The sequence below is a fragment of the Rhodanobacter soli genome (assembly GCF_039523495.1).
GTDB classification, from domain to species: Bacteria; Pseudomonadota; Gammaproteobacteria; order Xanthomonadales; family Rhodanobacteraceae; genus Rhodanobacter; species Rhodanobacter soli.
Map to the genome: position 1 here is coordinate 985,524 of NZ_BAAAFK010000001.1, position 14,208 is coordinate 999,731.

At 61.1% G+C, this 14,208-nt stretch carries 12 protein-coding genes; 2 read left to right on the top strand and 10 right to left on the bottom strand.

Annotation, left to right across the window (positions count from 1 at the left end; genetic code table 11):
* Positions 1 to 12 precede the first annotated feature (12 nt).
* From ABD024_RS04310 to ABD024_RS04355, 10 genes are all read right to left on the bottom strand, one after another.
* A complete protein-coding gene (locus tag ABD024_RS04310) occupies positions 13 to 648 on the bottom strand; it encodes an acetyltransferase (protein ID WP_343850056.1) in 636 nt (211 codons plus the stop codon).
* Complete coding sequence (locus ABD024_RS04315; protein WP_343850058.1) at positions 645 to 1,769, bottom strand: DegT/DnrJ/EryC1/StrS family aminotransferase; 1,125 nt, start codon at positions 1,767 to 1,769, stop codon at positions 645 to 647. Before ABD024_RS04315 ends, ABD024_RS04310 begins: the two co-directional genes overlap by 4 nt.
* Entirely contained in the window at positions 1,766 to 2,989 is a 1,224-nt protein-coding gene (locus ABD024_RS04320) for a methyltransferase domain-containing protein (protein WP_343850060.1), read from the bottom strand. Before ABD024_RS04320 ends, ABD024_RS04315 begins: the two co-directional genes overlap by 4 nt.
* Entirely contained in the window at positions 2,986 to 3,540 is a 555-nt protein-coding gene (gene rfbC, locus ABD024_RS04325; protein ID WP_343850063.1) for a dTDP-4-dehydrorhamnose 3,5-epimerase, read from the bottom strand. The genes ABD024_RS04320 and rfbC overlap by 4 nt, the downstream gene beginning before the upstream one ends.
* A complete protein-coding gene (rfbG, locus tag ABD024_RS04330) occupies positions 3,537 to 4,613 on the bottom strand; it encodes a CDP-glucose 4,6-dehydratase (RefSeq protein WP_343850065.1) in 1,077 nt (358 codons plus the stop codon). The genes rfbC and rfbG overlap by 4 nt, the downstream gene beginning before the upstream one ends.
* Positions 4,610 to 5,380: a glucose-1-phosphate cytidylyltransferase gene (gene rfbF / locus ABD024_RS04335; RefSeq protein ID WP_343850067.1), complete on the bottom strand. Its 771-nt coding sequence runs from the start codon at positions 5,378 to 5,380 to the stop codon at positions 4,610 to 4,612. Before rfbF ends, rfbG begins: the two co-directional genes overlap by 4 nt.
* A 97-nt stretch (positions 5,381 to 5,477) precedes the next feature.
* Positions 5,478 to 7,493 carry a hypothetical protein gene (locus tag ABD024_RS04340; protein WP_343850069.1) on the bottom strand — a complete coding sequence of 672 codons (2,016 nt, stop codon included), beginning with the start codon at positions 7,491 to 7,493 and terminating at the stop codon, positions 5,478 to 5,480.
* Positions 7,493 to 9,493 carry a tetratricopeptide repeat protein gene (locus ABD024_RS04345; protein ID WP_343850071.1) on the bottom strand — a complete coding sequence of 667 codons (2,001 nt, stop codon included), beginning with the start codon at positions 9,491 to 9,493 and terminating at the stop codon, positions 7,493 to 7,495. The genes ABD024_RS04340 and ABD024_RS04345 overlap by 1 nt, the downstream gene beginning before the upstream one ends.
* A gap of 80 nt (positions 9,494 to 9,573) precedes the next feature.
* The gene (locus tag ABD024_RS04350; protein ID WP_343850073.1) at positions 9,574 to 10,005 is read right to left on the bottom strand and encodes a pilin; all 432 of its coding nucleotides are present in this window, start codon (positions 10,003 to 10,005) and stop codon (positions 9,574 to 9,576) included.
* A gap of 343 nt (positions 10,006 to 10,348) precedes the next feature.
* Positions 10,349 to 10,789 carry a pilin gene (locus tag ABD024_RS04355; protein ID WP_343850075.1) on the bottom strand — a complete coding sequence of 147 codons (441 nt, stop codon included), beginning with the start codon at positions 10,787 to 10,789 and terminating at the stop codon, positions 10,349 to 10,351.
* A gap of 329 nt (positions 10,790 to 11,118) precedes the next feature.
* Here ABD024_RS04355 and ABD024_RS04360 point away from each other — a divergent pair, with 329 nt between their 5' ends.
* Positions 11,119 to 11,883 (top strand): polysaccharide deacetylase family protein, encoded by a 765-nt coding sequence (locus tag ABD024_RS04360; protein WP_343850077.1) that lies wholly within the window; start codon positions 11,119 to 11,121, stop codon positions 11,881 to 11,883.
* A gap of 164 nt (positions 11,884 to 12,047) precedes the next feature.
* Positions 12,048 to 14,177 (top strand): dipeptidyl-peptidase 5, encoded by a 2,130-nt coding sequence (locus tag ABD024_RS04365; RefSeq protein WP_343850079.1) that lies wholly within the window; start codon positions 12,048 to 12,050, stop codon positions 14,175 to 14,177.
* The last annotated feature ends 31 nt before the right edge of the window (positions 14,178 to 14,208 follow it).

Consider the following 14,208-nt stretch of genomic DNA (forward strand, 5'->3'; position numbering starts at 1 on the left):
TGCATGTCAGCGTCAAAGCCCTGTTGCGGGATTGCCCACCACGACCTCATCAGCCGCGACGTCGCGAATCACCACGGCGCCCGCACCGACGATTGCCGAGCGGCCAATTTTAAGTCGTGGCAAGACAACGGCTCCGGCACCGATAAACGCATACTCGTCAACGCGAACTTCGCCTGCCAGATTCGCCCCGGGGCCAACATGGACGCCATCGCCGATCACACAATCATGATCGATCGAAGCGGACGTGTTGACGATGACCGCGCAACCAAGGGTTGCATTGGAGCAAACGGCCGACATCGCCAGAATTTGAGCACCCTTGCCAATTTTGGCGTCGCTTGCGACGAAAGCGCGAGGATGTATCACGGTCAGTGGCTGCATGCCTTGCTGCTGAAGCCACTCCAAAAGGAACAGGCGATCACTTCCCCTGCTACCTCCGATCGCCACGCAGACGTGAACCTGGCCAGCTCCGGTTCGGCTTGCCTGCCATGAGTGGAATCCCTCCTGGCCGAGGTAAATCGGAACATCGGGAAACGGGGAAGGGATTGGCCGGTTGTCAAAAACGGCAATCACCTGGAAATCGGAGGGTGGCAAGGCCTCGCGGAGCACGCGCGCATGACCCGCCCCACCCCAAATGATCACATCCTTCATGACCCCGGCACCAGCAGCCTACCCACACAGGCGATGACGCGATCCTGCTCCTCATCCGTCATGTCGTGATAGCTGGGCAAGTTCATTGCCCTGTCTGACAGTGAATAACTCACGGCATGCTCTGGATGTGGCTTGAACGAGGGCAGCGACGACAGCGGCCAGAAGAACACGCGGCCGTCGATGTGGTCTGCCTTGAAGGCATCCAGCAGCGCTGCACGGTCAAACGGCACGTTGTCATCGACAACGATGGTTGGCATCCAGTAGCCATTAACAGTGCCTGCGGCCTCGGGGTTCATGCGCAGGGGCAGATTATGCAATGCGTTTTGGTAGTACTCGAAGACCCTGCGCTTGCCTGCGATCAGTTCCTCAATGCGCTCCATCTGGCCGCAGCCGATTGCTGCCTGCAGGTTCGACATCTTGTACTTGAAGCCGATCGTCTCGGGCCAGAACTGCCGCGTCTCCCCGCGTGCACGACCATGGTTGGATAAGGTCAGTGCCTTTTCGTACAGCGCATCGTCGTTGGTGACAAAGATGCCTCCTTCGCCGGTGGTCACGGTCTTGGTGCCGTGGAAGGAGAACGCGCCGAAGATGCCCATGGAGCCGGCGCGATGTCCATGCCAGACTGAGCCGATCGCCTCCGCGGCGTCCTCGATGACGGGAACGCCGTGACGCCGACCTATTTCCCGCAACGCATCCAGCTCGCACAGGTTTCCGTATAGATGCACCGCGAGGATGGCCTTGGTTTTTGGCGTGATCGCCGCCTCCACCGCCGCCGGATCGAGGCACCAGCTGTCGGCTAGTACGTCGACCAGTACGGGCTTTGCGCCAAGATGGATGATGGGTGCCGCCGAGGCGATCCAGTTGATATCGCCGAGCACCACCTCGTCACCTGCGCCGATACCCATCGCAGCCATGCCGATATGCAGCGCACCGGTGGCGCTCGAGGTGGCGATGGCGTGCTTCACATCCAGGTGTTGACGAAACATCGCTTCGAAGCGGTGGATGTAGTCGTAGCAGCGTTCACCCCAGCCATTGCTTGCGGCATCGGTGGCATAGCCGATTTCCAGCGTGGTGATCGATGGCTTGGTGTAGTAGATCCGAGAGGTTGCGGCGTCGTTCATAGAATGGCCAATTGTGGGACGGCGACAACAAACTGGCCACCCCATTCCCGGATGTAGCTGAGCTGGGCCGTGATTTCCTCGCGCAGGTTCCACGGCAGGATCAGCACGAAATCAGGCCGTTCTTCGCGCAGGCGCGACTCGGCGACGACGGGTATTCGTGACCCCGGCAGCCAGTGCCCCTGCTTGTGCGGCGAGGCGTCGATCACGTAGGGCAGCAGATCCGGGCGCACCCCGGCGTAGTTAAGCAACGTATTTCCCTTGGCGGCCGCGCCGTAGCCGGCGACGCGGCGCCCGGCGCGTCGCTGCTCCAGCAGGAAGCCCAGGCAATCGTTCTTGACCGCATCGGCCTGCGCCTGGAAGCCTTGATAATAGGCGCTGTCCTGCATGCCTGCGTCAGCCTCGATGCGCAGCAGTGCCGACACGGCTGGTGTTTCGGTATGCCGGCTGTTGGCATGCGCTGCCCAGAGGCGCAGCGAGCCACCATGCGTTGGAAGTTGTTCCACATTCCATATCTTCAAACCTTGCGCCGCGAAGATCCGGCGCGCCGTGTGAAAGGAAAAGTAGGAAAAGTGCTCGTGATAGACGGTGTCGAACTGGTGCTTCGCGACCAACTCCATCAGGTGCGGAAACTCGACCGTGATCGAACCCTCGGCAGCCAACGCCAGCGCCAACCCGGCGACAAAGTCGTTGATGTCGGGCACGTGGGCCAGCACATTGTTTGCCACGATCAGATCGGCGGTCCGTCGTTCGCGCACGAACTCCGCGGCAAAGTCACGGCCAAAGAAGCGCTCCAGCGTCTCGATCCCCCTTTGCCGCGCAACGTTTGCCGTACCGGTGGTGGGCTCGATGCCGATACAGGGGATACCGCGCGCGGCTACGTATTGCAGCAGATAGCCGTCGTTGGACGCGATCTCCATCACCAGGCTGTCGCGACCCAGCTTCAGTCGGGCAGCCGCGTGTTCGACATAGCGTTCGGCATGCGCGAGCCAGGAGCGCGAGAACGATGAGTGGTAAACGTAGTCCGGGGCGAATAGTTTGGCGTGCGATTGCACCTCATCCACCTGCACCAGCAGACAGTTACGGCAGGTGAACAATTTCAGCGGAAACCAGGCTTCCGGCGCGCCGAGCGTGTCCGCGGTCAGGAACGCATTGGAGGGCGGCGCACTGCCGAGGTCGAGGAAGATATCTTGCAACGGCGTAGCGCAGTGGCGACATTTCATGGTTGGATTCCCGCGAACCTACTCTCTTTTACCAATGGCCATTGCCGATCCTTGGTCGAGATCCGTGTCACCGGCAGCGGCCAGGTAATGGCTATAGCGGGATCATCATGGCGCAGTCCGCCTTCCTGTTCACGGTTCCACGCCGCGGTATGCAGGTAGAGCAGTTGCGCGTCGTCGGTCAGCGCCTGAAAACCATGCGCAAAGCCTTCCGGAATGAAGAACTGTGTCGCCCCGTCTTCGTCCAGCTCGATGCCATGCCAGCACAGATAGGTGGGTGATTCGACACGCAGGTCGACCGCTACGTCGAACACGCGACCGCGCAGACAGCGGATCAATTTGGCCTCGGTGGCCGGTGGATACTGGAAATGCATACCGCGGACGGTGCCCTTGTCATAGGTCCGAGAGAGGTTGATCTGGCTCCAGTGCAGGCCAGGTCGAATCGTGGCGCACTCGGCCTCGCAGAACAATCGCGAGAACTGGCCACGTTCGTCCTCGACGCGTGTCGTTTCGATCAGGCTGAGACCGGCCAGGGGTGTCGAGTGGAACTTCATGCGGCCCACTCCAGCCCCGCCATGCGGGCGGCCTCGATGTAGGTCTGCAGGTTCTCACGGCTGCACAGGTGGCCGCGCTCGTAATAGTCGCGATACCACTGGATGGTCGACTGCAGTGTGGTCTGTGCGTTCCACACTGGGCGCCACCCCAGTTGCTGTGCCGCCTTGGAAGCATCCAGCCGCAAGAGCCCAGCCTCGTGCAGGTGTGGCCCCTGCTGATGTTCGCTGCGCAGTTGCGGCCAGTGCGACTGCATCAGCGCAACCAGCGCCTGCACCGGCAGCGTGGCGTCGGCGGCAGGACCGAAGTTCCATGGTCCCTCGACTGGTTTTCCCGCGAGCAACTGCTGACCCAGCCGCAGATAACCTGACAGCGGTTCAAGTACGTGCTGCCATGGCCGGATGGCCTCAGGATTTCGAATCTGCAGCGTTGAACCGCTGGAGGCGGCGCGCACCAGATCCGGCACCAGCCGGTCCTGCGACCAATCGCCACCGCCGATGACATTGCCTGCGCGTGCCGTGGCGACACGTGGTCCGGAGCCGTTGAAGAAGCTCTTGCGGTAGCACTCCGTCACCAGTTCGGCGCAGGCCTTGGAGGTGCTGTAGGGATCATGCCCACCCAGTGGGTGATCTTCTCGATAACCGGCTACGGTGGCCTGCTCCAAGTAGACCTTGTCGGTGGTGGCGTTGACGAGAGCGCGCACCGACGGCGTGGCGCGCACAGCCTCAAGCAGGTTGACCAAGCCGAGTACGTTGGTGTCAAAGGTGCTGACCGGCTCGCGATAGCTGCGCCGAACCAGCGGCTGCGCTGCCAGATGGAAGATGATTTCCGGCGCGGTCAGCTCCAGGGTTTGTCGTACCGCAGAGGCGTCGCGCAGATCCACCTGCAGGTCGCGCACGTTGTGCAGTCCAAGCAACTTCCAGTGCGCCGGCTCTGTGTCCGGCGCGAGTGCCAGACCGGTAACGCGTGCGCCCAGTGCGGTCAGCCACAGGCAAAGCCACGAACCTTTGAAACCGGTGTGCCCAGTGACCAGTACCCGGCGACCGGCGTAGACACCTCCAAATAGATTGTTCAAGGCCAGACTTTCCATGGGGCACGGCCGCTTTGCCAGAGTTCCTCAAGTTTCAGCTTGTCACGTAGCGTATCCATTGGCTGCCAGAAGCCGGCGTGCATGTACGCGGAAAGCTGGCCATCGCGCGCAAGCGCCTCCAGCGGGTCGCGTTCCCATATCGTGGCGTCACTCTTGATGTAGTCGAATACACCGGGCTCAAGAATGAAAAAGCCGCCATTAATCCACGAGCCATCGCCGGAAGGCTTTTCCTCGAAGCGGGTGATCCGGTTGTCCTGGATGTCGATGGCGCCGAAGCGGCCCGGTGGCTGCACCGCGCACATGGTGGCCAGGCCGGCCCTGGTCTTGTGGAAGGCCAGCTGTGCCGTGATGTCGATGTCAGCGAGACCGTCGCCGTAGGTGAAGCAGAACGTCTCGCCATCCAGATAGTTTTCGACCCGCTTCAGACGTCCACCGGTCTGTGTCTGGTCGCCGGTATCAACCAGCGTGACCCGCCACGGCTCGGCATGCTGCTGGTGCACGTCCATGCGGTTGTTGGCCAAGTCAAAGGTGACGTCCGACGTGTGTAGGAAATAATTGGCGAAGTACTCCTTGACCATGTAGCCCTTGTAGCCCAGGCAGATGATGAAGTCGTTGATGCCGTGCTGCGAGTAGATCTTCAGAATGTGCCAGAGCACCGGCTTGCCACCGATGTCGATCATCGGCTTGGGGCGCACGGTGGTTTCTTCGCTGATCCGCGTGCCCAGACCTCCGGCGAGGATGACTGCTTTCATGAGAACCTAGCTTAGCCGATGGCCTGATGGTCAAAGCTCAAGGATAAATGGTCTGCGAGGGAATGAAATCCCTCTGCCGGCCCGGAACGGGTAGCGATCAACGCAGCCCTGGCAATGCGCGCAATGTGGACAGATCTTGATCCAGTCTTCCGCCTATGTTCAAGGCAGTCAGTTTCTTCAGCGCCAACTCGGCTTCCGCGTCGCGGCCTTGTACGGCCAGCATGCGAATCAGAGTGATCTGGTAAGCAGGTTCGTTCGGGCTGATTTTGACAGCCTCCTTAGTCATGCGTTCGCCCAGCTCATGGTCATCCAGCACGTTCCATGCGTAATCGCCGTATGTGGCGAGTAAACGGGCGCTGGGGCTGGGGTGAGAGAGAGCTGCTCCGAATGACTCGATCATCCGATCCGCCGGGAGGTCGCAGTGTTGTTCGCGCACACATTGAGTCAGCGCACCCAGTGAACTCTCGTCCTGTACGCCTGGTTTGTGTGCTTTCAGCTTGGCAATCATGCTGTCCCACCAATCATCCTTCAGTGGCAGATGCATGCGTGAGTTCATGAAGATCAGCGCCTGCTCCGGCAGGATCGACGAATAGGGGAGTGCCGCGGATTTTTCCAGTGGCGCATAAGCCAGCTTGGTGAAGGGTGAGAGAGGGTCGTAGTGCGAATAGATGATGTAGGTACGGCCGAGTTCGTACTGGGCTCGGGGTGATTGTGGAGCGCGGATCGCCAGATCTTCCGCCAGTCGCAGCGGGTTGCTCCAGGCGTAGGCGGTGAATGCCGTGAGTGCCGTCCAGCAAAGCATCAATCCGACCAACAGCGCATGATGGGGCAGAGCGAAAGGCCGACCACGCGGAACAGCGAGCAGCGGCACGATAGCCAACAGCAGGCCGAAGCTGGCGAAGTAGTTGCGATGTTCGTAGATCAGTTCCAGCGGAAGGATGGTGCCGGTTGGCAGCTGGCAGCCAAGAAACAAGGCGACACCAAGTGCAGCCAGCGGGCGACGCGGGCGTAGCCACCAGGCCAGCGCAATCAGGGCGGCAAGAACTGCAATGCTGGCAAGCGTAGTCCACGGGGCCAGCAGTCCAGTCGATATGCGGAAATCATCGTGATAGAACGACAACGCACCTGGTGTTGGCAGCAGTGTCCAGACAATGTAGTCGACCACGATGCGCGCTTCGCTGAGCAAGCGGGTGCTCAGGGTGAAGTCGCGGGTGGCCCAAGTTTCCGCTTTCAGAATGCCAGGGAGCAGCCGTGCCAAGCCGAGGACCATGGGCACGACCAGAACCAACAGGAACATGCCGACGATGCGGAAGTCACGACGCCGAGTTTTTGTGCCGCCTTCTTCGGGAGGCGCTGACAATTCCTGCGGTTTGCGAAAGTGGAATAGCGCCCATTCGATCAGCAGCGCGTATAGCGGCAGCATCACGGCGGTTTCCTTTGCCAGGATGCCGATAGCGGTGGGGACGCTGATGCTGATGAGGCAGAGGATGAAGCCGCGGGTGCTTGGCGAAAAGTGACTCAGCCTCCGCAGCCATTCCCTGCGAGCAATGGATGAGGTGGTGGGCGCGGTAGATGTCAGTCCAAGCATGCGGCGACGACCGATGACGTAGCCTAGGAGGCCGAGCAAGACGAACAGGTTGGCTAGACTCTCCATGCGCTGCACCACGTACAGCACGCCAGTGACGTTGATCGGAAGCAACATCCATCCGCCGGCAATCAACGCGGCAACAATGCTGCCGCTGTTTTTTTGATTTATGGGAATCGACCGGAGAAGGGTATTTGCCAGCAAAAACGTCAACAGTCCGTTCAACAGATGAATGATCAGGTTGGTCAGTTTCATCCAGTACGGATCAAGGCCTGTGACGAGATAGTTGGCTGCGAAGCTTAACGATGCCAACGGCCGCTTGAACTCGCTGGATGGCGAGGACAGCGCGGCGGCGAACAATGATGGCAGGCTGGCATCGACTGGCTGCACGGCCTTGTTGTCGACGATATTAGGGTAGTCGTCGAACAGGAATCCGCCGGAGAGTCCGGGCCAGTAGATGGCCAGGGTGACGGCACAGGCGATAATCAGTACCAGAAGGCGCCATTGGGGTCGGCGAGAAAAGAGCATCAATCTGGCATACCCGATTGGGAGGAATGTTTGGGAGTATTCCCCGAGCCCGCCTTCGCGTCGAGGGTGAGCTGGGTTCGCAGGTGATCCAGTTCATGTCGCCAGTAGTGCTGACGCTCGAGCACCCATGCGTGCAGCCATGGCATGCCGAAGCCGGTTTCCATGGCGCTCCCGCTGACAGCCTTGTAGTGGTCGAGCAGGCGCAAGCCGTATGTCGGATAGCCGGCGCGACCGAGGGTCGCGGCAGCCTCGAGAGCCATGCCGGGTCGTACCTGGAGGTCGAGTGCATGGGTGAAGTCGGTCAACGCCGTGTCCGGCTGGCCCTCCGCCAAGGCAATCTTGCCTCGCAGATAGGTTAGATCCTGTTGGGGTCCTGCAGCAGACAGTTTCGGATTCTTCAATCCGGTATCGATCAGCTCCTGCAGGTCTCCCGCGGTCAGCCCTGGGCATTCGCCTGAAAGCGCCACGGGCATCGTGCGCTCGAACCAGTTAGCGAACAAGGTGCCGGTGTTCGGCGTGCCCTGCATGGCAACCTGCGCCGCAGCGAGATCGGTCGTCGTGATGCCGCCGGTCATGCAGCGCGCGCCGATCAGGTTGAAGGCGAGTTGCACTTGGTTTGGCTGATGCGCAAGCAGTTTTTCCAGGCGCAAGATGGCCGCTTGCGGTCGCTCCGCCTGCATCTCGATCTGGGCAGCATTGGTCTGGGCGCGCGCCGAAGCAGGGTTGATTTTGGCCCACAGCAACGCCTGGCTGTGCTCGTTACCCCACAGCTCAGCCCGGGCGTGGGTCATCCAGGCCAGGCCCAGTGGCAGCACCAGCATCAGGGCGTACTTGAGCGGGCGCAGTTCGCGTACATCGGCCAGCCACAGGCCGAGCGGCCAGAACATCAGCAAGGCAGGCAGGTAGTTGCGATGCTCGAAATAAAGCTCCAGCGGTATCGAGGTGGATTCCAGCAGTTGGCCCGCGAAGTAGAACAGTGTTGCCAGGGCGAGCGCGGAGTGCCGCTGGCGTTGCCACCAGGCAAGCCCGATCAGGGCGAGCACGGCCAGCAGTGCGGGCAGCGTCGTGGCGGGCTGCAGCCACGAGGTCGAGGCGACGTACTGGTCATTGAACAGTCCGCTGGAGAACGGGCGTGGCAGCCACAACAACTGCAGGTAGTCCAGCAGCACGCGCGGCTCGGTGAGCAGGCGCTGACCCATGCTCCATGGACGGATTCCGATCGGGCTTCCGGCAAGCACGCCATGGAGACCCGTCCAGAACAGGTAACCGAGGATGGCAGCCGCGGGAATGACGCCAAGTGCGAGGAGGGCTAGACGGTGCGCTTGGCGCGCGTCGCCGCGCTGCATGGGATGCCGTGGTGATAGCACGACGGCTTCGATCAACAGGGCGAATATCGGCAGCAAGACGCCGTTGGCCTTGGCCAGCATTCCCAGCACAGTGAAGCCGCCCAGGCCCAGCACGCTCCAGGCCAGGCCGGCCACGGTTCTGCCTTGGGTCAACAGGTTGCGGCCATGCAGCCAGAGCAACAGGCCGACGAGAGTGCAGGTGGCGGGGAGCATGGCCTCGCGCTGCACGATGTATAGCGTGGTGGAAACCAGCAGAGGATGCAGCAGCCAGAGGGCGGTTCCCAGCAGGCCGGCTATACGGCCTTGGCGATCACCGTGGCCCAGCAAGCGACCCAACCGGGCCAGCAAGGTGTAGAGCAGGATCCCGTTGATCAAGTGCAGGATCAAGTTGGTGCGCTTGAACGGGAACGGGTCTGCCGGCCAGTCGTGTGCGTCGAGCAGGAACGTCAGCAGTGTTAGTGGGCGTCCGGTGGGGTCGGCAGTGCCGGAGGTGATGTAACGCCAGAATGCCGGCCAATTGTCGATTGGGCCGGTTGTACCTAGCGCAGGCAGATTGGCGAAATCGTCAAACAGAAAGCTCCCGCGGAGACCTGGAGAGTAAATCGCCACGGTAAGCATGACGAGCATCAATCCAGTCAGCAGTGGTCCCCACATGGAGCGAACGTGCATCGTGATGATCCGAAAAGAAAGGCCGCCATGCGGCGGCCCTTCGGTGTAACGATGATGTCGAGAAATTACGGCTTGCGGCAAGAAGTGGGCAGGTACTTCGCATCCACCGTGGACGGGGTGCACGACCAAGCGATCGAGCCATCATTGATGACCGGCGAAAGTACAAACGTCTTGTTAGCAATCTTGGTGTTCGCTTCATTGCCGAAGGTAGCCGTGATAACGCTGGCTGCCACGGCAACGTCGGAGACGTACTTGCCGGTGATCGACGTGGCCGAGGCCAGTCCGGCAGAGGCGTTCGAGGTGGGCATGGATCCCTTGTTGCTGTAGAACTCCGCGAAGGCGGTCTTGGCGCCGTCGGTCAGCACTGCACCTTCCGACACCTGCGTGCGGATCAGGTAATCCTGGTACGCCGGGATGGCGATGGCGGCGAGAATCGCGATGATCGCGACCACGATCATCAGTTCGATCAGGGTAAAGCCTTTCTGCATGTTCTTCATGGTGGTTCCTCTGTCTTTAGGTTAGCTAACCGTGTGACGCCCCCTGAGTCCCAGTCCCGTGTCCCCCTAGGCGGGATTGGACCCCATTCGCATGGTCGGAACGACCAGGAAGCTCGCGGCAAAGTCAAGCAGGTTGTATGCCACGTTTGCCGCAGGTGTATTCCCTCACAACTGTGGGCCTTTGGATTGTGCCCGTGGTCACGAAAGCCCGCAACCCTTGACGAAATAACCCATGGGATTATGGAAGTGTGATCGAGGCGGCATGGTGGTGCACTGTCTGTAACGGGCACTTAGTGACGTTTGTTGTCACTTTATGCGACGACAATGGCAGGTGGCGGTGAAATTATTTGCGACAGGTCGCGGGCAGATACTTGTCCGCTACCGTTCCACCATTACAACTCCAGGTAATGCTGCCGGCCTGGGTGACGGCGGAAATCACCAGCGTACTGTTCTTGATGCTGCTGTTTGCCCTGGGCCCGTGGAATGCGACCGTAATCTTGCCGGCAGGGGCCAGGTCCACGCTGGAAACGTAGTCGCCGGTAATCGAGGTGTTTTTCGCAAGGCCCGCGGATTGGTTCGTAGTGGGGAGCCGCCCGGTGTTGGAGACGAAATCCCACACTGCCGCTTTGGCTCCGCTCGACAGGCTCAAGCCTTCGGTGACTTGCGCCCGGATCAGGTAGTCCTGATACGCCGGGATGGCGATAGCGGCAAGGACCGCGATGATCGCCACGACGATCATCAGCTCGATCAAGGTGAAACCGGCGGAAATTCGCTGGCGCAACATGGTGGACTCCCCTGTGAGTACGTGAGGGGCAGGCACGTTTTGTACCAAACTCGTCCGGAAATGCTCTATTTGTGGGTTGAGCTGACACAATATGCCCATGGAAGATCTGTAGTGAGATGGATGTCACGGAATCATAGGGCGCGAGGCGATTCCCGTGTTCGCATACCTCAAGTCCGGTGGATGAAAGCAGTGAAGTTGGCAATCTCATCAGGTCGAGGCCCACGTCGAGGCGTGGCTGGATCCACGAGGGTCCGCCCAACAGATCCCGGACCGGACAGCATCCTTTTGAATCCCATGAGTCGCCACAATGAAACCGGCGGTGCTATTCAATGAGCTTGCCAAAAATACTCTTCGCGCCGATCCGGATACCTGTCCGCCTGCTTACGATGGTGATAGGGATCCTGCTAGTGATTCCGGCCCTTTTGGCTTTTGCGGGAAGTGGATTGCCGCCACCGTCCTTCAAGGTGAGCAGGAGCCAAGAGGACATCATGCCGTTCAACTATCCCGTGTGGCGTACGGCGGGCGACTGGCTGACGGGGCGCAAGTATGCTGTTTTGACTTTCGATGACGGCCCGTACGGCGGTGGTGTGGACGAGCAGATACTGAGCATTCTGCAGCGACATCACGCCCCAGCGATATTTTTCGTAGTCTGCAATCGCCTTGATGGCCGAACGGATCACGTGCTGAGTGAGATCATGAAAGCTGGTGACCTCGTCGGTAACCACAGCTACGATCATCCACGTCTCCCACTATTGAATCTTTCCGCATTGCAGCGCCAGGTCGATGGATGCAGTGAGCGGATTGCGAGTGTGACTGGTCGTCGACCGCGTTACTTTCGACCACCGTTTGGTCAAACCTCACCCGGAGTGGAGAGAATTGTGCAATCGGCTGGCATGGGTCAGGTTTTGTGGGATGCCAACAGTCAAGACAGTTGGTTGACGAAGCCGAGCCAGATTCTTTATTGGAGCATGGAGCAGACCGGGAACGACTCGATCTTGCTGATGCATAGCAGGCCAACCACGGTTGCAGTGCTGGACCGTGTGCTGACGGAGCTTGAGGGGCGCGGATTTCAGTTCGTGTTGCCGGCAGCGTAGGCGTCGTGGAAGATGACTCTGCATGGAGCAAGCCGACAGGACTGGGCTTCCACGATCTCTAGTCGTCGCGATAGCGTTCGTCGCACGTGCCGATCACGGCAGAACTTGCTTGCGACGGATTTGGCGCTTACCGTCACCGCTTTCACCACCCAAGGACCCACCCCATGAAACCTCTGATTGCCGCGCTGCTGCTCGCGCTGGTGGCGGTGCCCGCGATGGCGGGCGACGTCGTGGATACCACCTTCGTCAAGGCCAAAGGCGCGCATGCGTTCAATGTGCGCGATCTGGTGATGATGGATCGGGTCAGCGATCCGCAGCTGTCGCCGGATGGGCACCATGCGGCGTTCGGCGTGCGCAGCACCGACTACGACGCGAACAAGGGCGTCGGCGCGATCTATGTGCTGGACCTGGACAAGGGTGGCCAGCCGGTAAAGGTGGTTGAGAAGGGCAGCTCGGCGCGCTGGTCGGCGGATGGGCGCAGCCTGTATTTCGTGGCACCGGTCAAGGGCGTGGCGCAGTTGTGGCGGGTGGATCTGGGCGCCAAGGGTGGCCTGAACCTGGCCAAGCATGCTCCCGCCGTGCAGGTCAGCCACGGGGTGCTGGACGTTGGTGGCTACAAGCTGTCGCCGGATGGCAAGCAGGTGCTGTTGTCGTACGAGGTGTTCACCGATTGCGCCACGCTGGCGTGCACCCAGCAACGCGTCGATGCGCGCGCGACGGATAAGGCCAGCGGCACGCTCTACGACAAGCTGTTCGTGCGGCACTGGGATACCTGGGCCGATGGTCGGCGCAACCAGCTGTTCGTGGCCCGCTTCGATGGCAAGGGCCAGCTGGCGCGTGAGCCCAGGCTGCTGAGCCGCGGCATCGACGGCGATGTGCCGAGCAAGCCGTTTGGCGACGAGAGCGAGTTCAATTTCGCGCCGGATGGCAAGACCGTGTACTTCAACGCGCGCGTCGCCGGCACTACTGAGTCGTGGTCGACCAATTTCGACGTGTACAGCGTGCCGGCGGATGGCTCGGCCGCACCGAAGAACCTCACCGCCGAAAACAAGGCGTGGGACGCCTACCCGGTGGCCTCGCCGGACGGCAAGACGCTGTACTACCTGGCGATGAAGACCCCGGGCTTCGAGGCCGACCGTTTCGCGATCATGGCGCTGGACCTGGCCAGCGGCGCGAAGCACGAGGTGGATCCGAATTGGGATCGCTCGCCCGGCGGCTTGACGCTTTCCGCCGACGGCAAGACGCTGTACGCCACCGCCGACGACAACGGCCAGCATCCGCTGTTCGCGATCGACGCGGCCAGCGGCAAGGTCAGCCAGCTGGTCGGTGATGGCACGGTGGGCGGCTTCTCGCTGGCTGCCGGCAAACTGCTGCTGACCCGCGACGATCTGAAGCGGCCGGCCGATGTCTATCTCGCCGCCGCCGACGGCAGCGGGCTGAAGCAGGTCACCCATTTCAATGCGGCGGACCTGAAGAACGCGAAGGTAGGCGACGCCGAGTTCTTCACCTTCAAGGGCTGGAACAACGAGACCGTGCAGGGTTACGTGGTGAAGCCGGTCGACTACCAGCCGGGCAAGACCTACCCGGTCGCCTTCATCATCCACGGCGGTCCGCAGGGCGCGATGAGTAACGGCTGGAGCTACCGCTGGAACCCGCAAACCTACGCCGGCCAGGGCTTCGCGGTGGTGACGGTGAACTTCCACGGCTCCACCGGCTATGGCCAGGCGTTCACTGACTCGATCTCCGGCGACTGGGGCGGCAAGCCGCTGGAAGACCTGAAGCTGGGCTGGAAGGCCGCGCTGGACAAGTACAGCTTCCTCGACGGCGACCGCGCCTGCGCGCTCGGCGCCAGCTACGGCGGCTACATGGTGTACTGGATGGCTGGCGTGTGGAACCAGCCGTGGAAGTGCCTGGTCGACCACGACGGCGTGTTCGACGCCCGCGCGATGTACTACGACACCGAGGAGCTGTGGTTCGAGGAGCGCGAGAACGGCGGCACGCAGTACGAGCACCCGGAGAACTACGAGAAGTTCAACCCGCTCAACCACGTCAAGGACTGGCGCGTGCCGATGCTGGTGATCCATTCGGCCAAGGATTTCCGCATCCCCGACACCCAGGGCCTAGGCGCGTTCACCGCGCTGCAGCGCCGCGGCATCCCCAGCCAGCTGCTGCACTTCCCCGACGAAAATCATTGGGTACTGAAGCCGCACAACAGCGTGCAGTGGCATGACTCGGTGAACGCCTGGTTGAAACAGTGGACCGCCAAGGACGCCCCGAAAGCCGCCACGCGTTGAGCGGTTTTGCATGATGAAAACGGCGGCCTCC